The organism is Aliiroseovarius sediminilitoris (genome assembly GCF_900109955.1).
Classification (GTDB): Bacteria; Pseudomonadota; Alphaproteobacteria; order Rhodobacterales; family Rhodobacteraceae; genus Aliiroseovarius; species Aliiroseovarius sediminilitoris.
Genome location: NZ_FOJB01000001.1, coordinates 2,302,072 through 2,322,431, shown reverse-complemented (window position 1 = coordinate 2,322,431; position 20,360 = coordinate 2,302,072). Strand labels below are relative to the sequence as shown.

General features: G+C 58.1%; 16 protein-coding genes. 9 read left to right on the top strand and 7 right to left on the bottom strand.

Features of this window, described 5'->3' with window-relative positions; genetic code table 11:
* Positions 1-98 precede the first annotated feature (98 nt).
* Entirely contained in the window at positions 99-752 is a 654-nt protein-coding gene (locus BMY55_RS11465) for a Crp/Fnr family transcriptional regulator (protein ID WP_091430758.1), read from the top strand.
* A gap of 313 nt (positions 753-1,065) precedes the next feature.
* On the opposite strand, the gene BMY55_RS11460 is transcribed toward BMY55_RS11465, so the two are convergent.
* Together BMY55_RS11460 and BMY55_RS11455 are read right to left on the bottom strand one after the other, a co-directional pair.
* Positions 1,066-3,867, bottom strand: a complete 2,802-nt coding sequence (locus BMY55_RS11460) for an ATP-binding protein (protein WP_177179332.1) — start codon at positions 3,865-3,867, stop codon at positions 1,066-1,068.
* 91 nt (positions 3,868-3,958) lie between these two features.
* On the bottom strand, positions 3,959-6,871 hold the full coding sequence (locus BMY55_RS11455; RefSeq protein ID WP_177179331.1) for an acetoacetate decarboxylase family protein: 2,913 nt from the start codon (positions 6,869-6,871) through the stop codon (positions 3,959-3,961).
* A 419-nt stretch (positions 6,872-7,290) separates the two neighbouring features.
* Between BMY55_RS11455 and hpaR the strand changes: the two genes are divergently transcribed.
* Together hpaR and BMY55_RS11445 are read left to right on the top strand one after the other, a co-directional pair.
* Positions 7,291-7,743, top strand: a complete 453-nt coding sequence (hpaR, locus tag BMY55_RS11450) for a homoprotocatechuate degradation operon regulator HpaR (protein WP_091430752.1) — start codon at positions 7,291-7,293, stop codon at positions 7,741-7,743.
* A 188-nt stretch (positions 7,744-7,931) separates the two neighbouring features.
* Positions 7,932-9,137, top strand: a complete 1,206-nt coding sequence (locus tag BMY55_RS11445; protein WP_245744726.1) for an imelysin family protein — start codon at positions 7,932-7,934, stop codon at positions 9,135-9,137.
* A gap of 52 nt (positions 9,138-9,189) precedes the next feature.
* Here the strand turns inward: BMY55_RS11445 and BMY55_RS11440 are convergent, their stop codons facing one another.
* The gene (locus BMY55_RS11440; protein WP_091430749.1) at positions 9,190-10,293 is read right to left on the bottom strand and encodes a CaiB/BaiF CoA transferase family protein; all 1,104 of its coding nucleotides are present in this window, start codon (positions 10,291-10,293) and stop codon (positions 9,190-9,192) included.
* A gap of 8 nt (positions 10,294-10,301) precedes the next feature.
* Complete coding sequence (locus tag BMY55_RS11435; RefSeq protein ID WP_091430748.1) at positions 10,302-10,883, bottom strand: cupin domain-containing protein; 582 nt, start codon at positions 10,881-10,883, stop codon at positions 10,302-10,304.
* Between the two features lie 137 nt (positions 10,884-11,020).
* On the opposite strand from BMY55_RS11435, the gene gabT reads away from it, so the two are divergent.
* The gene (gene gabT, locus BMY55_RS11430) at positions 11,021-12,316 is read left to right on the top strand and encodes a 4-aminobutyrate--2-oxoglutarate transaminase (RefSeq protein ID WP_091432450.1); all 1,296 of its coding nucleotides are present in this window, start codon (positions 11,021-11,023) and stop codon (positions 12,314-12,316) included.
* A 3-nt stretch (positions 12,317-12,319) separates the two neighbouring features.
* Positions 12,320-13,531 (top strand): acyl-CoA dehydrogenase, encoded by a 1,212-nt coding sequence (locus BMY55_RS11425; protein WP_091430747.1) that lies wholly within the window; start codon positions 12,320-12,322, stop codon positions 13,529-13,531.
* 51 nt (positions 13,532-13,582) lie between these two features.
* Here BMY55_RS11425 and BMY55_RS11420 read toward each other — a convergent pair whose 3' ends face one another.
* Positions 13,583-14,443, bottom strand: a complete 861-nt coding sequence (locus BMY55_RS11420) for a zinc ABC transporter substrate-binding protein (RefSeq protein WP_091430745.1) — start codon at positions 14,441-14,443, stop codon at positions 13,583-13,585.
* Between the two features lie 79 nt (positions 14,444-14,522).
* Here BMY55_RS11420 and BMY55_RS11415 point away from each other — a divergent pair, with 79 nt between their 5' ends.
* From BMY55_RS11415 to BMY55_RS11400, 4 genes are read left to right on the top strand one after another with little or no spacing between them, the layout of a single operon-like run.
* Positions 14,523-15,017, top strand: a complete 495-nt coding sequence (locus BMY55_RS11415; RefSeq protein WP_091430743.1) for a transcriptional repressor — start codon at positions 14,523-14,525, stop codon at positions 15,015-15,017.
* Complete coding sequence (locus BMY55_RS11410) at positions 15,014-15,769, top strand: metal ABC transporter ATP-binding protein (protein ID WP_091430742.1); 756 nt, start codon at positions 15,014-15,016, stop codon at positions 15,767-15,769. The genes BMY55_RS11415 and BMY55_RS11410 overlap by 4 nt, the downstream gene beginning before the upstream one ends.
* Positions 15,759-16,550, top strand: coding sequence for a metal ABC transporter permease (locus tag BMY55_RS11405; RefSeq protein ID WP_091430740.1), 792 nt, complete (start codon positions 15,759-15,761; stop codon positions 16,548-16,550). The genes BMY55_RS11410 and BMY55_RS11405 overlap by 11 nt, the downstream gene beginning before the upstream one ends.
* A gap of 19 nt (positions 16,551-16,569) precedes the next feature.
* Entirely contained in the window at positions 16,570-17,442 is an 873-nt protein-coding gene (locus BMY55_RS11400; protein ID WP_091430739.1) for a phosphate acyltransferase, read from the top strand.
* On the opposite strand, the gene pta is transcribed toward BMY55_RS11400, so the two are convergent.
* Positions 17,439-18,443 carry a phosphate acetyltransferase gene (pta, locus tag BMY55_RS11395; protein ID WP_091430737.1) on the bottom strand — a complete coding sequence of 335 codons (1,005 nt, stop codon included), beginning with the start codon at positions 18,441-18,443 and terminating at the stop codon, positions 17,439-17,441. The genes BMY55_RS11400 and pta overlap by 4 nt on opposite strands.
* A 108-nt stretch (positions 18,444-18,551) precedes the next feature.
* Positions 18,552-20,324, bottom strand: a complete 1,773-nt coding sequence (gene xsc, locus BMY55_RS11390) for a sulfoacetaldehyde acetyltransferase (protein ID WP_091430736.1) — start codon at positions 20,322-20,324, stop codon at positions 18,552-18,554.
* Positions 20,325-20,360: the final 36 nt, after the last annotated feature.

Below are 20,360 nucleotides of genomic sequence, written 5' to 3'. Positions count from 1 at the left end.
AATTGTTTCCCTTCGTAACCATCTGATTTAAGCATCAGGTATGGCAGTTCGGCGACGCTGAACGCGGACTGCTCGGGACATTGCAGGGTGGGGACAGCATGGTCATCGAAGCGCTTGAACGTCAAACGCTTGAGCTTCTTGCAGAAAGGGGGCGGCCGCGTGACTTCAAGAAAGGCACTCAGATTTTCAGACATGGCGAGCGGGGGACATCGTTGCTGATCGTGGAAACGGGACGGGCTGAAGTCAGTATCACCACCGCAACGGGCCAAAAATCAATCTTGGGTCTGGTCGGTGCCGGAGATGTCATCGGTGACATTGCCTGTCTGGATGGCGGACCGCGCAGCGCCGACGTGGTTGCGTTGGAGCCTGTTACAGGTCTGGAAGTGGCCCGCCGGGATGTGTTGCAAATCCTGAAAGAAGACGGCGACAGCGCCATACTTGTCATCGTTGCCTTGTGCCAGAAGGCCAGAAATGCGTCTGAAATGTTCGAACTCAAAGCGCTGGCCAGTGGGCGGTCGCGACTGGCCAGTTGCATTCTGCGGTTGTTGAAGGATCAGAATGGCGATGCCAGCGCCGACCGCGTTCAGGTTAGCCAAAGCTGGTTGGGGGCCTATGCCGGCCTTACCCGTGAGAACGTGAACAGACAGTTGCGGATATGGGCCAGGGATGGAATTGCGCGGTTTGAAAAGGGGGCAGTCGTCATCACGAATCTGAATGCGCTGGAAGACATTGCGTTGAACGATGGCGATTGAAAAAAGGGGCAGATTGCAGCGGTTTTCACGAAAAAATCACACATTTGCTGCAAACATGCTTGCATGTGTGACCTGCGTCACAAGTTTTGACGCAATCTACGCATATACACAGAAGTGGAAGCGCTGAAGGCCCTAACACAAAAGGTCTTTTTAGCACGATAACTTAGCAAGGTATCGCTTTGGGTGGCCGCATCGCGGCGTTGGAGCGACATTACGTCCCGGCTTCTGCCGGACATTTCTGGGGTGCTTCCGCCTGACAAATGACGGTCAGGTAGGGCTACATCAATTATGGTGGCCGTGAGTGGTGAAGGCGCTACGTCAGCTCCGGGTTGTCCGACCCGGAGGCGCCGACCGTCTCATCTTTTTCTATATCCGCACGGATCGCTTCGAAACGGGACGCCCATTCTCGTTCGCCCCGTGCTTCGATCATCTCTACCGCCTGTCGGATCAAATCCCGTGCGTCATCCATATCGCCGCGCGCGGCTTTCACCTTGGCCAACACAGCATTGTAAAACGGAAGGTTCAACTGGGCACCGATTGCGCTGGCATGGCTGATATAGCCTTCGAACGTGGGCGCGGTATCCAGATCGCCGTCATAAACCCTGAGCAGCGACTGCCATAGCCGCCCGATCAGGGACCAGAACCCCGCGTTCTGTTCATCGGCAATGTCTATGCCGGTCTGAATTTCGGTCAAGGCGAGCGGTAAGTGGCCGCCTTCAAAAAAGGCCTGTGCCCCAAAGATATGAATCCATGGCAACTGAGTCGTTGCCCCGATCGCGTTCAAATGGCTCTTGGCGGCCTCGATAGCTCCCACAGCTCCATCCTTGTCACCCTTGCGAATAAGGATATGTGCGTCTGCCGACAGGACCGATGCCAGTGGATCCGCACCGATTTCGACAAACAGAATCCCATGATCTTCGGTGCGATACAGGCGTTTCAGCGCATTGCTGCTGTTTTCCGCGGCTTCGAAATCCCCGGAATAGAGTTCCTGCGCAGTCTTGTTGACAAGCCACAGGACGGCAAGTTCATCAGACCCGTTTGCTGCCAGCTTTTCCATTTGGTCAACCAATTCACGGCTGGCGCGGACCTCACCGCTGATGATGCGGTGCGCAAACAGACCGTAGAGAGTGATCATCCGCTGGCGATCGGTGCCCTCGGCATAGCTTACCGCGCTTTCAAGCTTCTTATAACTGTCCAACACGGTCGGATGAGAGAACCCCAACCGTTGCACCAAGGCACTGGCAAGCAAGGACAGAACCGGAAGGTATTCCTCGCGCGTGACGGTGTTCCCCTTCGCCTGCTTCTCCATATCCACCTGTGCGCTGTCCAGATACTTGATGGCCGGATCAAAGTTGGCCGCCATCAGCATTCGGACCCCTGCCGCAATACAGGCTGACGGGATCTGATCATGCGCTTTGGCGGCCAAAACATGGTCGGCCAGGATTTCCGGCAGCTTCGCGACAAGATCTGGATCGTGCAGTCGCAACTGGTCGGCAAATTGCAGATGAAGCGCCCGGCGGCGTTTGCCGGGCAACATCTCATAGGCGGCGTCACGCAGAAGAATGTGGTCAAAGGTCAAACCGTCCCGCCGCTTGTGCAGGATGCCGTTGATGGTCAGCACACGCAGTTCATCCTCGATGTTGCTGCGGTCAGGTAGCAGGAGCCTCGCATGGGCTGGGTCAACCACGCGCCCCAGAACCGACAGGCATTGCACGACATCCTTCAACGGGCCAAGCCCGTTGATGATGGCTTGAAATGTCGCTTCGATGCTTTGGGGCAGGGGCAGATCGCCGGCTTGGTTGCCCAGTTGACGGGCGCGTTCAGCCAGAGCCAACAGAAACAAAGGGTTGCCTTCCGCACCGGAAATGATGCTGTGCCGCATGTCCTCTGTCAGTGCGGGATAAGCCGCGAGGGCATCCTTCGCTGCTTCATCCGATAATGGCTGAAGGACAACGGTCTGGATCCCCGTTTCATCTATCAATGTGTTGATTTGGTCGGTCCGCCGGCTGGTGATGATCAATCGGTTGGTGAAACCCGGATCGTCAATGAGGTTGCGCAGAACAGTCGCGCTTTCTTCGTCGGCCCAATGGAAATCATCGAACGCTAAAGCCGCCATCTTACGGACCGCAATTTTGCGCAAAGCCTCAGTCGTCAATTCGATCCGACGCGACTTTTGCTGTTCCGGCGGTAGTGGCACGGGCGTTGCGTCGCGAAGCCCCAAAACGGTTGCCATCAAATTCAGGTCTTGGTCATTCAAGGCGACGCCGATGTCCGACAAACCCGCCTGCAATGCGGTCGATGGCGACGCATCGGTCAGTGAAAACTCGCTCCGCACGGCCTCTATGACCGGAAACAGCGCCGTTTGGCTGAGATTTGCCCGTGCGTCCAGGCATATGACGGGCGATGGATCGGCGCGGCGGATCAATTCGCTTAACACCGCCGACTTGCCGATCCCCGCAGGCCCGATCAGCGCAAATGTCGTCGCCGTCTCGCCCAACAGGGTCGACAACTCGCTCTCTCGTTCAAGCAGCTTTCGGCCGGTATCCGATTGCTCAAGGAATGTGAAGCCCGAGACCCCTATAACGTCGACGGGAACGTCAATGCCCTTCAGCGCGAGTGGTTTGTGCGATGTGATGTCCAGTTCTGCCAGTCGAGACAGGAACGATTGCGTTTCACCCGAGATCACGACGCCGCCTGTCGGTGCTTGCTCCTGCAAGCGGGCGGCTCTGTTGACATGTAACCCCGCCAGCTGAGGGAATAGAGTTCCGGTCTGCCCGACCCGGCACATGACCTGACCGCTGTCGATCCCGACGCGGACATTCTGGCCATTAAGTGTTTCGGGTGCGTTTTTTGCGATGGACAGGCCAGCCGCGATGGCTGAAAGCGCTGAATCTTCGCCGTCATGACCCAAGCCGAAACAGGACAAGACACCATCGCCGTATCGTTGCAAAACGGTGCCGCGATAGGTCAGGACAACATTGCTGACCAGTTCGTGGAAGGCTGCGATTGTGTCGTCATAGGCCTCCAACTCGGTCGAGTTGGCATAGGCTGTCGAGCCGACCAGATCGACAAACTGGATGGTCAGAACGCGGAGTTCAGGGTTTTGAGCGTCCAAGACAGCTTCCGCCCCGCAGTTCCCGCAGAACTTCGCCCCCTGCGCCAGCGGCTCGGAACATGCCAAACAGTTTATAACCTGCATTATATCCTCAATCGTTACGTCGCACCCAGGACCGTGCTTGTGCAGCGTGTCTGACGCGTCGGCTATCCAACGGGTTTGTCATCGACCAAGAGCACCAAATTCGGAAGGCACCCGGAAGCCTCATATCGCGATGATTTAAGAGCGGTCCGACTTCCATCTGCGTATCCGGAAAGCCATCTGCACTGGGATCTGTGACCGAAACCTCGCCCGATATCGGTGCAACATAGGACCGGTCAAGTTGAAGATCGAACGCGTTATAGAACATTTGCCCACGCGTATTTCGGGTGACGAATGTCATGTCCAGCAGGTCCGATATGGCCCCGTGTGCCGCGTGCCCCGACAAGGCGACCGGATCGCGATGCTGCTCGGCGCAGAAATCAATCGACAACGCATCCGCATTCGAGGCGGTGAAACGGGTGTTTTCGACGTTGATTTCCGCCTTCGACTTGGGCATCGCATAAAAGAATTTGCCCGCAAAGATGGCCGACGAATTGTTGACGTAAAGACGGCGCGGATACAAGAACGGTGCCGCGTGTCCTTCATCCGTATGCGTGTAGGGGATGGCAAAGGTCGCTTCTCCGTATGGGCGCATTGCCAGAAAGTTTGGAATGAAGGACCCGCGCACATTGTGATAGCTACAAAAGGACATGCCCACAGGGTGGTATCCCGGTCGCACCATCGGGCAGTGACCCAGATAGATACCGTCGGGCAGCATGGTCTGCACCTCGTCGCGGGGCCTTTCATAAAAGAAGAAAACGCCCGTCATCTCGCCACGTGCAAAGAACGGCGTCAACGGCCATGAGGTGCCGGAGATCGAGTTCGTCTGGAACATCGCCTTTTCGGGCAGGGTGTTTTCGCGGGGAATATCTTCGGCTCCGACATTCAGAAGATCGACCCCGGTGATGGCAGATGCGCAGGCAATCCCCGACATCGTTGCCCCTTCAACGCATCCCGCATTCAGCCCGCAACGGGTCCAGTCTCCGGCGAGGTAGAGGTTTGAAAACCCGCTCTCGGACGGGGCGAGGCGATGATAAACGCTGTTGGTGACGGACAGGACATAGCGCTCTGACCCGTACATATTGACGCGCGAATAGACGGCGGACTCGGGGTTGTCGTGAAAAAGCGCTTTGTCGAATTTGCCGCGTTTTCTTGCTTTGGGCCAAAGCTCCGGCAGGTCTTTGTCCATCCACGATGCGACATTGGTGTTGAACTCATCCAATGTTTCGCCGTCCGGCGCAGGCGCGCAGAAGTATGAAATTGAAGCCGGGCCAGGATCGGGCCAAGCCTCGTGCGGGATCAGGTGGGACATGTCCGCCCAAGTGTCCAGCGGTTCGGCAAATCCGGTGATGATCGTCCGCATGGGCGATGAAGGGATGGCCGTTGGGCTGTTGTGGACTTCCACCCGATCCTCCCACCCCATATCTTTGACGGATTTGTTCAGCCAAAGCTGGGCCGCGTGGGTGCCGACGGTCTTTACCCGGTCCAGCATCAGGCGCCACCGGTCTGACGTGGCCGACAGCTCCCGCGTCATATAGGGCAGCGATCCCAACGAGGCCCCCAGAAGCACGATATCGAAATCCTTGCCACGCTTCAGTTCAAATGGTGTGCCGGTCGGCGGGGATTTTTCGCATTCGAAATCAATACCCTGTTTTTTCAGTTCGGTGCCATCTACAAGTTGCGACCACAGCGGCTCGGACGGCCAGCAGGGCAGGCCGCCCACGTCAACCAAGGGTTCGTAGTTTCCTGATTTGACCTTGGCCTGACGGACCATTGAAAGGCGATCAACGCGTGTGCCGATATCGTTCAGATGAAGATCGCGGGCGGCGCAGAAGAATTCGAATTTCACACCTATTGCAGCCAGGACCTGATAGTAAGGACCGAAAATCGTGTCGCCCATCCCGGCCTGCATCTTGTGAAAGATCGCGGTCGAATAGGTGAAGATCAGACGCGACATCGCGCGGATCGCGGTGCCTGCGCCGGTGTCGCCCTGCCGGTCTGTGTTGCCCTGTGGAAAGCCGAAAACGAAGTCGTAACATCCGCGAATGGCAACCCAATCCAGCGCCTGATCGCTTGCGTTGTTCATTCGCAGCCAGTCGGTGAACTCCCACTGATCAAGAACATCATATCCGCTGGTGAAGGTGTCAGACCCGACGACTCCACGCATATAGGCCAGCCCGATATCCACCAGATAGAGGCCACGTCGCTTCGCGTCGTCCTGAATGTTTTCAGGCGTTTCCATCGCGTGGACAGCGGCTTGGGCGGCGTCGATGAAGTCCAGCAGGATATTCGTATCGCGGGCGGTGTGCTTTGCCGGATCAGCAGGCATCGAAGCCACGTGGCGATGGATGGACTGATGGTGGCCCAGCAGTCCTGATGGCAGCGCGATGCCCAACTGGTGATGCGGGCCGTCTTCCAACTCACCCTTCTTCATAAATTCGATAACGATCTCAAGAATGCGCATCATCATTTGAAACGGGTCGGGGACTTGTGTTTCCGATCCCGGCTGTTTGTCATTACCGGGCAGATCAATCACCCAAGGGCGCCATTGGTTTTCGTCCAGTGAGGTTGTCGGCACCCGCTCGGCGAGAAATAGATGGGACAGGGGTTTGAACGCCTTGTCCATCGTCCCCAAAGGATCACTTTCCTTACGCAACCCCAATTCGACCAATTGTTCATAGCAGCGTCGCATATTGCGAAATGCGTTGTCATAGAATCCGGCCCAAACATGCAATCCGTGCTCTTCGATACGCTGACCATATTCCGCGTTGCGCCCGCTGGCCCCTTTGCCACCATTGCGCCAGCCCAATTGATAAATCGTGATGTCGTATTTTTTGTCCCAATCTGGCGTTTGCGTGATGGCATAAACTGCCGTAATTGCACCTACGCCCCCGCCAATCACGGCAACTTTCTGTTTGGCCATCCCCATGTCCTTGTTATTTATTGGAAAACCCGTTGTTCCAAGGCTCTAGCTTTTTTGCCGGGCGGTTCTCCTTCAAGTTTATCTTTATCTTAACACTTGGTTAATTTCTACGTTAACGATTTCGTCAATAGCGGATAGAAAGGCCGATGACAGGGTGGGCTGCTTGCCCTTCTTGTCTTGTCTGGTCTGATGCGATGCAATCGCGGCACTGTTTGGGCTAAATCTAGTAAAAGTTGAGAAGGATATGAGCTTTATCATTAAGCGCGAGCCTCCGTTGAGGCGAACGGCCAAGCGTGTAGCACTGAAGGCCTGTCTGATGTCGGTGCGCCAGCCTCGTCGTTGCCAAATGAAAGTTAGCGGTTGATCCCGACCGCCGTCGCTTTTCTTATGAAACCGTCATCGAAATTCGAGGAGCATTGATGCCCAGATCACAAACAGGACCGACGCGGGCCAAGTTGCCATCCACCAGGCGATCCCTGCCAATTGCATTGATGCGCGCCCGCGAAAAGGTCATGGGACCTGTGCGCGAGATGCTTGCACCCATTGGCATCACAGAACAGCAGTGGCGCATTCTTCGCGTGTTGTCAGAGCACGGTGCGCTGGATGCGACCCATCTGGGTGAAAGGACAAGCCTGCTTTTGCCCAGTTTGACGCGGATCATTCAGGCGATGGTCGCGAACGGTCTGGTGACGCGCACCCGAGACAAGGCAGATCGGCGGCGGCAAATGCTTGAGATCACCGCAGCCGGGCAACAAATCATTGACGACAATCGCGACCGGGCTGGGCAGATCGCAGACGGCTACGTGCGCCATCTTGGGCAGGAACAATTCGAGGCGTTGCTTGATGCATTGGAAAAGCTGGAGCGCCTGTAGCACCCTGATAAGCATCACGTGCGTGTGAAACGTTTTCGGCGGAAAAACCGGTCAGAATATATCCGACAAAAATAATCAAGATTGCTTTACCTGACAAAATAACTCATCTATAGCGGGTTCGAAACACCAACAACGAGGGTTCCATGTTCCGAACGTCGCTTTACACAACCACCGCATTTTTTTGCAGCATGGCCTTTGCACAGGCATCTACGCCGGAAGATATCCTGAACAACTATGCCGATATTGCCCGGGCGGGGTATGAAGACAGCCTTGCTCTGGCACAGAAATTGAATACAGCGGTCGATGCGCTTCTGGCCGCACCGACTGACACCAGTCTGGCCGCCGCCAAAGCCGCTTGGCTGGCCGCCCGTGTGCCTTATCAACAGACCGAAGCGTTTCGCTTTGGCAACCCCTCGGTCGATGAATGGGAAGGCAAGGTAAATGCGTGGCCGCTGGACGAAGGGCTGATCGACTATGTTTCAACCGATCTGGGGGCCAATGACGAAAACCCGTTTTCGACAGCAAATATCATTGCGAACCCTGAATTGACCGTTGCTGGTGCAAGCATTGATGCCTCAGAAATTACCCCTGAACTGTTGGAAAACCTGCACGAGATTGAAGGGATCGAGGCCAATGTGGCGACGGGCTATCACGCTATCGAATTCCTGTTGTGGGGTCAGGATTTGTCGGGCACGGATCATGGTGCAGGTCAGCGACCAGTCACGGATTTCGATACGGAAAATTGCACCGGCGGCAATTGTGATCGCCGTGCGGCTTATCTGAAGGCAGCCACGGACCTGTTGGTCTTGGACCTTCGGGATGCGGTCGCCAATTGGTCCGAAGGCGGGCAGGGGCGTTCTGACGCGATCGCGGATGCCAACCGGGGCATCGTTATGGCCTTCACCGGGTTGGGCAGCCTGTCCTATGGCGAACTGGCGGGCGAACGAATGAAACTTGGCCTGCTTCTGAACGATCCGGAAGAAGAACAGGATTGTTTCTCGGACAACACCCATAACTCGCATTATTTTGACGGGCTCGGCATTCGCAACGTCTACACCGGGCGTTATGTGCGGGTCAATGGTTCGGTCATCGAAGGTCCGTCGCTGTATGACCTGGTGAAAGAGAAAGACGAAACACTGGCCAACAATCTTTTGGGTGACATGGATAGAACCATGATTGCGTTGGGTGACATCCGCACCGTCGCCGACGCTGGCACGTCTTATGACCAGATGCTGGGGGCGGGGCATCCGGGTGGTGCACTGGTTCAGAACGCGATTGACCATCTGGTGGCGCAAACCCGCAATATCGAGCGTGCAGTGGCGCTGGTCGGGGCCGATAGCGTGTCGATCGAGGGATCTGAGAGCTTGGACAATCCGTCGGCAGTTTTCGAATGATCCGTCGAGGCTGACAGCAATGAAAAGGGCAGCACATTAAGCTTGCCCTTTGCTATTTCGGAAGAATGGGAGCCGATCGCTCAAGGTTCAGTTCCGCATCCGAGAACACCCAAGGACCTCGCACCCCGGGTACACCGTCCGGGGCAATCTGCATATTGCGATGCTGAATCTGTGGGTTGGCGAAGGTCTGTTCCATTGTGTTGATCGGGCCAGCCGGGACGGTGGCGTCTTCAAGGGCGATCAGGATGTCGGCCATGGACCGGTTTGCAAGCGCCGCCTCAATCTGCGGCGTCAGGTCCGCGCGGTTCGCCACGCGGTCCTGATTTGTGGCGAAGCGGGCATCCTTCGCCAGATCGTTCCGCCCGATCACCTCACAGAAACGCTGGAATTGCCCGTCGTTGCCCACGGCCAGAATGATGTAGCCATCCCTTACCGGACATGCCTGATAGGGGGCGATATTCGGATGCTCGTTGCCCATACGGTTCGGGCTGGTGCCGGTCGCAAGGAAGTTCATCGCCTGATTGGCCATCATGGCGGTGGCACAATCCAGAAGGCTCATGTCCACATGCTGCCCGTGCCCGGTGCGGTGGCGTTGTTCGACAGCGGCCAGAATGCCGATTGTGCCATAAAGACCGGTCACGATATCGGTGATGGCAACGCCTACCTTCTGGGGATGCCCTTGCGGGTCGCCCGTGACGGACATCAGTCCCGAAAGCCCTTGCAGAAGGAAGTCATATCCTGCCCGCTTCGCCCAGGGTCCATCCTGACCGAACCCCGTGACCGAGCAATAGATGAGCCGCGGGTTCAGTGCGGACAGGCAACCATAGTCCAACCCGTATTTGGCCAACCCGCCAACCTTGAAATTCTCGATCAGGATGTCGGCGTCCTTGACCAGATCACGCACGATCTGCTGACCCGCGGGTGTGCGAAAATCGGCCGTCACGCAGTCCTTGCCCCGGTTCGCACAGTAATAATAAGCGGCGGTCCGGTCGCCATCACGCTCGATAAACGGCGGCCCCCATTTGCGGGTGTCATCGCCATCGGGGCTTTCGACCTTCACCACATTGGCGCCCAGATCGGCAAGTGACTGACCGATCCAAGGCCCGGCCAGAATACGGGCAAGTTCGACGACTTTCAGTCCTTCAAGCGGGTGCATGGCGGCTCCTAGAGGTATGGCGGGGTGCAGGCGGACACGATACGCGCAGGGCGGTCCGAAATGTTGCGAAAGCGGTGCGGTTCGCGCGAGTTGAACAGATAGGCATCACCCGCTTTCAGAACGCGGGTGGCGTCGCCCACCGTAATCTCCAACTCGCCTTCAATGACGATCCCGCCTTCATTGGCTTCATGTTCGATCATGGTTTCACCGGTGTCCGCGCCCGGTTCGTAAAGCTCGTGCAGCACCTGAAGTCCGTGCGCCTTGGCGTCGCCCACCTGCTTGATGGTAATCATCCGCAGCGCGGCGTCATTGTCCTGATACAGCGCCGATGTCAGGTCGCGCAGTTCGACGGGTGTAAAGAATACTTGATGAGTCGTGGGCGCTTCGGGTTCAAAAAACTCGGACATGGACATGTTCAATCCGCCCAATATCTTGCGCAGAGAGGCGACGGACGGGGACGAGTGGTTCCGTTCGATCATCGAGATCTGACCATGCGGGACATTCGCGGCCTCGGCCAACTGTCTTTGAGACAAGCCAAATTGCTGTCTGAGCGATTTCAGTCGCCCGCCGACATCGAACTCATCCTGCATGTGCTCTCCTCTGTCTTGCTGCGATTGTGCAGTCTGCGCAAACCTCCGCCTTCGTAAATCTTGCGCAAAATTTTGATAGCATTGCTCAGAATTTTGCGCAATATGGTGCGGAATCAAATTTCGAAATGGGGGATCGCATGTCGAACACCGAACAATTGAAGGCACGGCGCAATGAAGCTGTCGCCAATGGGGTTGCCACGCGTGGCATCTATGCCGCGCGCGCGGAGAATGCCGAGCTGTGGGATGTCGATGGCAAGCGGTTCATCGACTTTGCCGTAGGCATCGCGGTAAACAACACCGGGCACCGCCACCCCAAGGTGATGGCAGCGGTGGCCAAGCAGGCCGAAGCCTTCACTCACACCTGTTTCCACGTCGCACCCTATGAGGGCTACGTTAAGCTTGCCGAGCGTCTGAATGCCGCCACGCCCGGTGACTTTGCCAAGAAGACCATGCTGGTCACAACCGGCGCCGAAGCCGTTGAGAACGCTGTAAAAATGGCGCGCGCGCATACCGGACGGTCAGGAGTGATCGCATTCACTGGTGCCTTTCACGGGCGGACGCTGTTGGGGATGGCACTTTGTGGCAAGGTGACGCCTTACAAGAAAGCGTTCGGTGCGATGCCGCCCGAAGTCGTGCACATTCCGTTTCCGAACGCGTTTCACGGCACCTCGGTCGAAGTCTCTCTGTCGGTGCTCGACAACATATTCAAAAGCTCGATTGATCCGGAACGGGTTGCTGCGATGATCATCGAGCCTGTGCAAGGGGAAGGGGGCTTCAACATTGCGCCGCCAGAATTCCTGCGTGCGCTGCGGAAGATCTGTGATGAGTATGGCATCGTTCTGATCGCAGACGAGGTGCAGGCAGGCATGGCGCGGACCGGCAAGATGTTCGGCTTTGAACACTCGGGCGTGGCAGCCGACCTTGTAACCATGGCCAAAGGGTTGGCTGGGGGCTTCCCGCTGTCCGCCGTTACGGGCCGAAAAGAGATTGTGGATGCCGCCCCCGTCGGTGGCATTGGCGGCACCTATGGTGGCAACCCGTTGGCTGTTGCGGCCTCGCACGCTGTGCTGGACGTGATCGAGGAAGAAAACCTTTGCGAGCGAGCTGCCGAGATTGGCGACAAGATCATGGCCCGCCTGAACGATATTGCGTCCCGTCAGGGCATGGAGGCCATCGGCGATGTGCGCGGTCTGGGTGCGATGGTCGCGTTTGAACTGGTCACAGATCGTGACACGAACGCACCCGACGCCGCGTTGACCCAAGCCATCGTGGCCGAGGCCGAGGCGCGTGGGCTGATCATTCTGCCCTGCGGCACGCGCGCCAATGTTGTGCGGCTACTGCCCCCGTTGACCGTTCCGATGGATCAACTGGACGAAGCCCTTGATATCCTTGAAGCCTCGATCGAGGCTGCCGTCAACGCGAAAGGAGCGTGAGACATGGCCGATCTCGCCCCGCAATCCCGCCCGGACCTGTCCAGCTTCAATTGGGATGACCCTTTCCTGCTGGAAGCTCAGCTTGAAGAAGACGAACGGATGATCCGCGACAGCGCCTATGCCTATGCACAGGAGAAGCTGTTGCCGCGCGTGACGAAAGCGTTCGAGAAGGAAGAAACCGATCCCGCGATCTTCGCCGAGATGGGCGGGATGGGATTGTTGGGCACCACCATCCCTGAAGAATATGGCGGGCTAGGTGCGGGCTATGTCGCCTATGGCCTTGTGGCGCGCGAGGTCGAGCGGGTGGACAGTGGCTACCGCTCGATGATGTCGGTGCAATCGTCGCTCGTCATGTATCCGATCTATGCCTACGGCACGGATGCGCAGCGCAAGCAATACCTCCCCAAGTTGGCGGCCGGCGAATGGATTGGCTGTTTTGGACTGACCGAACCTGATGCGGGGTCAGACCCTGGCAGCATGAAAACCACGGCCAGGAAGGTCGATGGCGGTTATGTGCTGAACGGCTCAAAAATGTGGATATCGAATGCACCGATTGCGGATGTGTTTGTGGTCTGGGCCAAATCCGATGCGCATGGCGGCAAGATCAAGGGCTTTGTGCTGGACAAGGGCGCGAAAGGTCTGTCTGCCCCGAAGATCGAAGGCAAGCTGTCCTTGCGCGCGTCCATCACGGGCGAAATTGTGATGGAGAATGTCGAGGTGTCCGAGGATGCGCTTTTGCCCAATGTCGAGGGGCTGAAAGGTCCGTTCGGCTGTCTGAACCGGGCGCGGTATGGCATCGCTTGGGGTGTGATGGGCGCAGCAGAGGCCTGCTGGCATGCCGCCCGTCAATATGGGTTGGACCGCAAGCAATTCGGCAAGCCGCTGGCTCAGATGCAGTTGTTCCAACTGAAACTGGCCAATATGCAGACCGAGATCACCCTGGGGTTGCAAGCCGCGCTGCGCGTGGGACGTTTGATGGACGAAGCAAAAGCCGCGCCAGAGATGGTATCCCTGATCAAACGCAACAATTGCGGCAAGGCGCTGGAGATCGCGCGCCACGCTCGTGATATGCATGGCGGCAATGGGATCAGTCAGGAGTTTCACGTGATCCGCCACATGGTGAACCTTGAAACCGTGAACACCTATGAAGGCACACATGACGTGCACGCGCTGATCCTTGGACGTGCACAGACAGGGCTGCAAGCGTTTTTCTAAGACCCGGAACGATCACGAAAGGGTGCCAGATGGCGCCCTTTTTCCCGGTAATCAATCTTGTGTCCCGCTTAGACAATCCGACAATGCGTTGGCTTGCGAACGCAGAAGCTGAAAGTAAAGATTGGGGCCGGGGGACAGGCTGGCGCCGTTTGGGTCCAGCACGCCGAACCCGACGTCGGTCCCATCCACGAGGTCACGCATCATATCCTGATCCTCGGTTGCCTCCGCGAAGGCGCATCGGACCTTGCCGCTGGCCAAAAGCTTGTTGATCTCGGTCATACGTGCAGCGGAAGGTGGCGCGCTGTCACTTTCGCGCACGGCCCCAAGCGGCGACAAGGCAAAGTGACTTGTGAAATAGCCGTAAGCATCATGAAACACGATGAAGCCGTGATCGCGGATAGGGGCGAGCTGCGCCTCGATCTCGGTTTCCGTCTTTTGCAGGCGCAACAGTGCGTCAGCCGCATTAGCGCGATAAAGGTCGGCATTCTCGGGATCATGCCGAGCGAGCGTTTCGGCAATTTCGTTTAGCCAGGCGGTCCCATTTTCGGGCGATAGCCATGCGTGTGGATCTTGTGCGCGGTCCATCTGGCGCAGAACTGTTCCGGGCGCGTCCAGCAGCGCGACCCGGTCGGCGGGGCTGACGCCGGTCAAGGCGCGTTCCAACCAGGGCGTCAGGTCTGGCCCGACCCAGAACACCAGATCGGCTTGCGACAGCGCGCGCATCTGTGAAGGGCGCAACTGGAAATCATGCGGCTCTGCCCCTTGGGGCAGTAATAGATCGGGCTCTGCCAGATCGCCCATCACCGTTGAGACGAGCGAATGCACGGGGGCGATGTCGGTCACAACTCGCAGCGGGTCTGCAGCAAGCGGCGTGGCAAAAAAAATGAGCGCGGGCAGGATGAAGCGGTTCATGTTGGGCCTTGTGGTTGGGGGTGTGATGTTATACCATTTATAAAGTGATAATATTACAAAACTGGGATGTCAAATCCAAATGAATGATCAAGATCCGTCCTGTGCCTTTCACTCCCATGACCACGCGGCGTGTACCCACGACGTTTTGACCCGCGCCGAAAATCTGTGCCGAGAAAGCGGGGCGCGGTTGACGCCTGTACGCAAACGCGTGTTGGAAATCCTGCTGGAGGAGCACCGCGCGATGGGGGCTTACGACGTTCTGGATCGTCTGTCCGTCGAAGGGTTCGGAAGCCAACCCCCGGTCGCTTATCGGGCGCTGGAATTTCTTGTGGAGCAAGGTTTTGTGCATCGCATTCGACGGCTGAACGCCTTTGCGGCTTGCACCTCCCCCGGTGACAGTCATGCGCCGGTTTTCTTTATCTGCAAGGCGTGCAAGGCGGTGGCCGAGGTGCCGGGGCAATCTGTTCGGGACGAGGTGGATCGCATCGCAAGCGCCCTTGGGTTTGCCGTCGAACGCACCAATATCGAAGCGCTTGGCCTGTGCCCGACGTGTTCGGCCGAGGCGGCCGCATGAGTTTGATCACGGCCCGGAACCTATCCGTCTCGCACGGGCGGCGGCTGGTTCTGAGCGATGTGAATCTCACCATTGAACCCGGCGAGATCGTGACCATCGTCGGTCCCAACGGGTCCGGCAAGTCCACCTTGTTGCGTGCCTTGTTGGGGATGTTGCGCGTCTCAGGAGAGGTTACGAAAAAACCGGGTCTGGTCGTTGGCTATGTCCCGCAGAAACTTGCACTTGATCCCAGTTTGCCGATGCCCGTAACCAGCTTCCTGAACCTACCCAAACCGCATAGCCTTGCAGAGCAGGCTGAAGTGTTGCGGCGTGTTGGCGTGCGGAATGTGGCCGACCAACAAGTGTCGGAGTTATCAGGCGGGCAATTGCAACGCGTTCTTCTGGCGCGGGCGTTGCTGTCGAAACCGGATATTCTGGTGCTGGACGAACCCACGCAAGGGTTGGACCAGAATGGTGAAGCCGCATTTTATCAGCTGATTGAGGCTGTTCGCACCGAAACGGGTGTCGCGGTCCTGATGGTGTCTCATGATTTGCACGTGGTGATGAGCGCGTCGGACCGCGTGATATGCTTGAACGGTCACGTATGCTGCGAAGGCACGCCGCATGTGGTGCGCGATGCGCCTGAATACCGGGCGCTGTTTGGGCAAGGCACACGGGGTGCTCTGGCCTTGTATCAGCACGAACATGATCACGAGCATCACGGCTGCACGCATGATCATTCCACGGACAAGGACACAGCGAATGCTGGATGATTTTCTGGTGCGCGCGGCGTTGGCCGGGATCGGCTTGTCCATCGCCACAGGGCCGCTTGGATCGTTTGTCGTCTGGCGCCGGATGGCATATTTCGGGGATGCGACCGCACATGCGGCCATCCTGGGCGTGGCTATGGCGTTGCTCATGGCCCTTCCCATCTGGTTGGGCACGCTGGTCATTGCACTTGCGATGGCACTGACGATCAGTTGGATGTCCGCGCGGGGACAATCGTCCGATACCGGACTTGGGGTGTTGTCCTATTCGGCGCTGTCGGCGGGGCTTGTGGCGATTTCCTTTGCTCCCGGTGTGCGGGTGGACCTGGCGTCTTTTCTGTTTGGTGACATTCTGGCGGTGACGCGTGCCGATCTTGTGCTGGTGTGGGGTGGAGCCGTCGCAATTGCCGGGTTGATCGCGTGGCGCTGGTCGCGACTTCTGCTATCCACGCTCAGTCCCGATTTGGCGGCGGCCTCGGACATTAATCCGACCCGCGAAGGCATGGTGTTGACACTGTCGCTCGCAGTGGTGGTCGCGGTGTCGCTGAAAGTCGTCGGGGCGCTGTTGATATCGGCCTTGCTGATCATTCCTGCCGCGGCGGCTCGACTGGTGTCGACAAAGCCGATTGCCATGGCGGTAACGGCAGTTTTGATTGGCTGGGTTGCCAGTCTGGCTGGACTTTGGGGATCGCTCCATTATGACACGCCGGCGGGCCCATCCATCATCGTGGCGGCTGCGTTGATTTATCTGGTGCTGACGGGGTACAGCACCCTGAAGACCACCTGACTTGGCTGAAGGAGCTTGCATGTCCGCCCTTGAACGCGCCACCCAAATCGCCCGGACCGCCCAAGCCCGTGTCATCCTGCCGGAGCTTGACGACCCGCGTATTGTTGCCGTTGGCGACAGGTTGCGGCGCGAAGGGCTGGCGGTGCCGGTGCCCCTGGCAGAGCGTGGGGATCATCACATCGAGGCTTTGATGACCTCACGCCCGATGCGCGAGAGTATTGCGGCCCGGATGTTGGAGCGCCCCTTGATGCGCGCGGCCGCTATGGTGGCAAGCGGAGAGGCCGACATTCTGGTCGCAGGCGCCATCGCCCCATCGCGCCGCGTGATCGAAGCGGTGTCGATCGTGATCGGGCTGGAAGAGGGCACCACCACGCCGTCCAGTTTCTTTCTGATGGTCACGGCCGACGGGCGCGAGATGATATTTGCCGATTGCGCGGTAAACGTAGACCCGGACGCCGCACAACTGACGGATATCGCGCAGGTCTCACAGATCTCGGCACAACGGCTTCTGGGCGCTGCAAGCGTCGCCTTGTTGTCGTATTCGACGGGCCGCTCCGGCATTGGGGTTTCGGTCGACAAGGTTGCACACGCGGCGGAACTGTCGGGATTTCCCGGTCCGGTGCAAGGCGATGCGGCGCTGAACCGCGCTGTTGCCGCTCAAAAGGGAAGCACCGGGCTGGGCGACGCGAATGTGTTGGTGTTTCCCAATCTGGACGCGGGCAACATTGCCTATAAGCTGTTGGTGGAATTGGCAGGCGCGCGGGCCTATGGACCAATTCTGCAAGGGTTCAAACGCCCGGTCTGTGACCTGTCGCGCGGCGCAACAGTTGATGACATCGTCGCCAGCACCGTGTTGGCGATCGCTGCTGATCAGATGGCGCGATCCAGTTAGCTGGCCGCGCTGGCTTGGGCGGCGGTGACGGCGATCATATGCAGAATATCTTCAGCCGTGCACCCGCGCGACAGGTCATTGGCTGGTTTCGACAATCCCTGAAGCACCGGGCCAATCGCCGTTGCGCCCCCCACACGCTGGGCGATCTTATAGGCGATGTTGCCGCTTTCCAGATTTGGGAAGATGAACACGTTGGCGATGCCTTCCAGCGGACTGCCTTCGGCCTTTCGGGCGGCCACATCGGGCACGAAGGCGGCGTCAAACTGCAATTCACCGTCGATCAGAAGATCGGGCGCATGTTCTTTGGCAATTCTGGTGGCCGTGACCACCTTTGACACCGAATGATGTTCCGAACTGCCCCGGGTCGAGAAGGACAGCATCGCGACGCGCGGTGTCTCGCCCGTCAGCGTGACGAAGGAATCTGCCGATGACAGCGCGATCTGGGCCATTTCGTCGGCTGTGGGATCAACAACCAATCCGCTATCCGCAAAGATCATCGCGCCTTTTCGGGCGTGGTGCACCTCGCAAAACAACATCAGAAAGAAGCTGGACACCAGCGCACTGCCGGGCTTCGGGCCGATCACCTGAAGGGCCGTGCGCACAATCTCGGCGGTGGTGGTTATCGCGCCGCCGACGGTGCCATCCGCATATCCCGCCTTCACCATGAGGGCGGCAAAGACATAGGGGTTCACGGCCGCCACTTCGGCATCTGCGCGTGTCACCCCCTTGTGCTTGCGCAGATCGCGGTAAAGCGTGATCAACTCCGGCAGATGCGGTGACGTTGCGGGGTCGTGCAGCGTAATACCGTCGATGATCTCCAGACCAAGGGTCTTGAACGTGGTTATGATTTCATCCTGTTTACCAACAAGGTCAATCTGCGCAATCCCTTGTGATGCGGCGTCAAACGCGGCTTGAACCACCCGCAGCGCGCTGCCTTCGGGCAGAATGATCCTGTGGTGCGACCGTGCGGCGTTGCGCAGCAGGGTTTCCAGCGGTTTCATTGATGTCTCGCTCCCGTGGAGAACCGGCGATGACGCGATTATCGACAGACAAACGCGAAACATTCCGATCGGATTGGCCGGGCGTCAACTCGACGCCCGATCCAGACTTCAGACTTTTTGGGGCCGCATGTCGTCCTTGCTGATGCCTGCTACGACCACCGGTTTCTTCATCGCGTCGCGGCGGAACGGCTCGCCAAGTTCCTGGTTGATCATCGCTTCTATGATCGTCGTCTTGCCGTCCTTCTGGTCCTTGATTGCCTGATCCAGCGCAGCGGTCAGTTCGTCCATCGTGCGGGCGACCACGCCTTGCAGGCCACAGGCCTTCGCAATTCCAGCATAGCTAACCTGTGTATCCAGTTCGGTGCCGACGAAATTGTCATCATACCACAGGGTCGAATTGCGCTTCTCTGCGCCCCATTGATAGTTGCGAAACACAATCTGCGTGACGGCGGGCCATTCCTCGCGCCCAATGGCGGTCAGTTCGGTCACGGCGATGCCGAACGCCCCATCGCCCGAGAAACCCACCACAGGTGTATCGGGGCATCCAATCTTGGCACCGATCACCGCGGGCAAACCATAACCGCAAGGGCCAAACAGACCAGGTGCCAGATATTTCCGACCCGCCTCGAAGGTTGGGTAGGCGTTGCCAATGGCACAGTTGTTACCGATGTCGGAGGAAATGATCGCTTCTTTCGGAAGGGCGGCCTGAATGGCGCGCCACGCCATGCGTGGGCTCATCCAATCGGGTTTCGCACCGCGTGCGCGTTCGTTCCATGTGGTGCCCGGATCGTCCTCTTCATGATCCATCGAGGACAATTGCTGTGCCCAAGCGGATTTGGTTTGGGCGATGATCGACTTGCGGTCTTCGCGGCCAGCGTCGCCGGCATCTGCGGTCAGTTTGTGAAGCAGGGTGGAAGCCACCTTTTTTGCGTCGCCGACGATCCCGACGCTGATCTTCTTGGTCAGACCGATCCGGTCGGGATTGATGTCCACCTGAATGATCTTGGCGTCTTTCGGCCAGTAATCCAGCCCATATCCGGGCAGGGTCGAGAAAGGGTTGAGCCGTGTGCCAAGCGCCAGAACCACGTCAGCTTTCTGGATCAGTTCCATCCCGGCCTTGTTGCCATTGTAGCCCAGCGGCCCAGCGAACAGGGGATGGCTGCCCGGAAAGGCGTCATTGTGCTGATAGCCCACGCAGACGGGCGCATCGAGCCGCTCGGCCAACTCCATGGATTCCTGTATGGCACCGCCCAGCACCACCCCCGCACCATTCAGAATGACAGGAAACTTGGCGTGAGACAGAAGATCTGCTGCCTCGGACAAAGCCTGTTCCCCGCCCGCGGGGCGCTCAAATTCAACAATGGCGGGCAGTTCGATGTCGATCACCTGCGTCCAATAATCGCGGGGCATGTTGATTTGCGCAGGTGCGCTTGCGCGCTTCGCGTTGATGATGACACGGTTCAACACTTCGGCCACACGCGAGGGATCGCGGACCTCCTCTTGGTAGGCCACGCAGTCGGCAAACATGTTCATCTGCTCGATTTCCTGAAAACCACCCTGACCGATGGTCTTGTTTGCCGCCTGTGGCGTAACCAGAAGCAACGGCGTGTGGTTCCAGTAGGCGGTTTTGACGGCGGTCACGAAATTGGCGATGCCGGGGCCGTTCTGCGCGATCATCATGCTCATCTTGCCAGTCGCACGGGTGTAGCCATCGGCCATCATGCCGCCCGACCCTTCGTGCGCGCAGTCCCAAAAGGAGATGCCGGCGGCTGGGAAGTTATCGGAAATGGGCATGAAGGCCGAGCCGATGATGCCAAACGCGTGTTCGATGCCGTGCAATTGCAGCGTTTTAACAAAGGCTTCTTCCGTGGTCATCTTCATCTGGTGCTCTCCCTTAGAAGTAACGCGTGTCACGGT

What these genes read in the sequence shown, in the direction of transcription:
- BMY55_RS11455 (WP_177179331.1), bottom strand. Translation starts at nt 6,871, where the DNA reads ATGGCCAAACAGAAAGTTGCCGTGATTGGCGGGGGCGTAGGTGCAATT.
- BMY55_RS11440 (WP_091430749.1), bottom strand. Translation starts at nt 10,293, where the DNA reads ATGCACCCGCTTGAAGGACTGAAAGTCGTCGAACTTGCCCGTATTCTG.
- hpaR (WP_091430752.1), top strand. Translation starts at nt 7,291, where the DNA reads ATGCCCAGATCACAAACAGGACCGACGCGGGCCAAGTTGCCATCCACC.
- pta (WP_091430737.1), bottom strand. Translation starts at nt 18,443, where the DNA reads ATGAAACCGCTGGAAACCCTGCTGCGCAACGCCGCACGGTCGCACCAC.
- xsc (WP_091430736.1), bottom strand. Translation starts at nt 20,324, where the DNA reads ATGAAGATGACCACGGAAGAAGCCTTTGTTAAAACGCTGCAATTGCAC.
- BMY55_RS11435 (WP_091430748.1), bottom strand. Translation starts at nt 10,883, where the DNA reads ATGCAGGATGAGTTCGATGTCGGCGGGCGACTGAAATCGCTCAGACAG.
- BMY55_RS11410 (WP_091430742.1), top strand. Translation starts at nt 15,014, where the DNA reads ATGAGTTTGATCACGGCCCGGAACCTATCCGTCTCGCACGGGCGGCGG.
- BMY55_RS11400 (WP_091430739.1), top strand. Translation starts at nt 16,570, where the DNA reads ATGTCCGCCCTTGAACGCGCCACCCAAATCGCCCGGACCGCCCAAGCC.
- BMY55_RS11425 (WP_091430747.1), top strand. Translation starts at nt 12,320, where the DNA reads ATGGCCGATCTCGCCCCGCAATCCCGCCCGGACCTGTCCAGCTTCAAT.
- BMY55_RS11420 (WP_091430745.1), bottom strand. Translation starts at nt 14,443, where the DNA reads ATGAACCGCTTCATCCTGCCCGCGCTCATTTTTTTTGCCACGCCGCTT.
- BMY55_RS11465 (WP_091430758.1), top strand. Translation starts at nt 99, where the DNA reads ATGGTCATCGAAGCGCTTGAACGTCAAACGCTTGAGCTTCTTGCAGAA.
- BMY55_RS11415 (WP_091430743.1), top strand. Translation starts at nt 14,523, where the DNA reads ATGAATGATCAAGATCCGTCCTGTGCCTTTCACTCCCATGACCACGCG.
- gabT (WP_091432450.1), top strand. Translation starts at nt 11,021, where the DNA reads ATGTCGAACACCGAACAATTGAAGGCACGGCGCAATGAAGCTGTCGCC.
- BMY55_RS11445 (WP_245744726.1), top strand. Translation starts at nt 7,932, where the DNA reads ATGGCCTTTGCACAGGCATCTACGCCGGAAGATATCCTGAACAACTAT.
- BMY55_RS11405 (WP_091430740.1), top strand. Translation starts at nt 15,759, where the DNA reads ATGCTGGATGATTTTCTGGTGCGCGCGGCGTTGGCCGGGATCGGCTTG.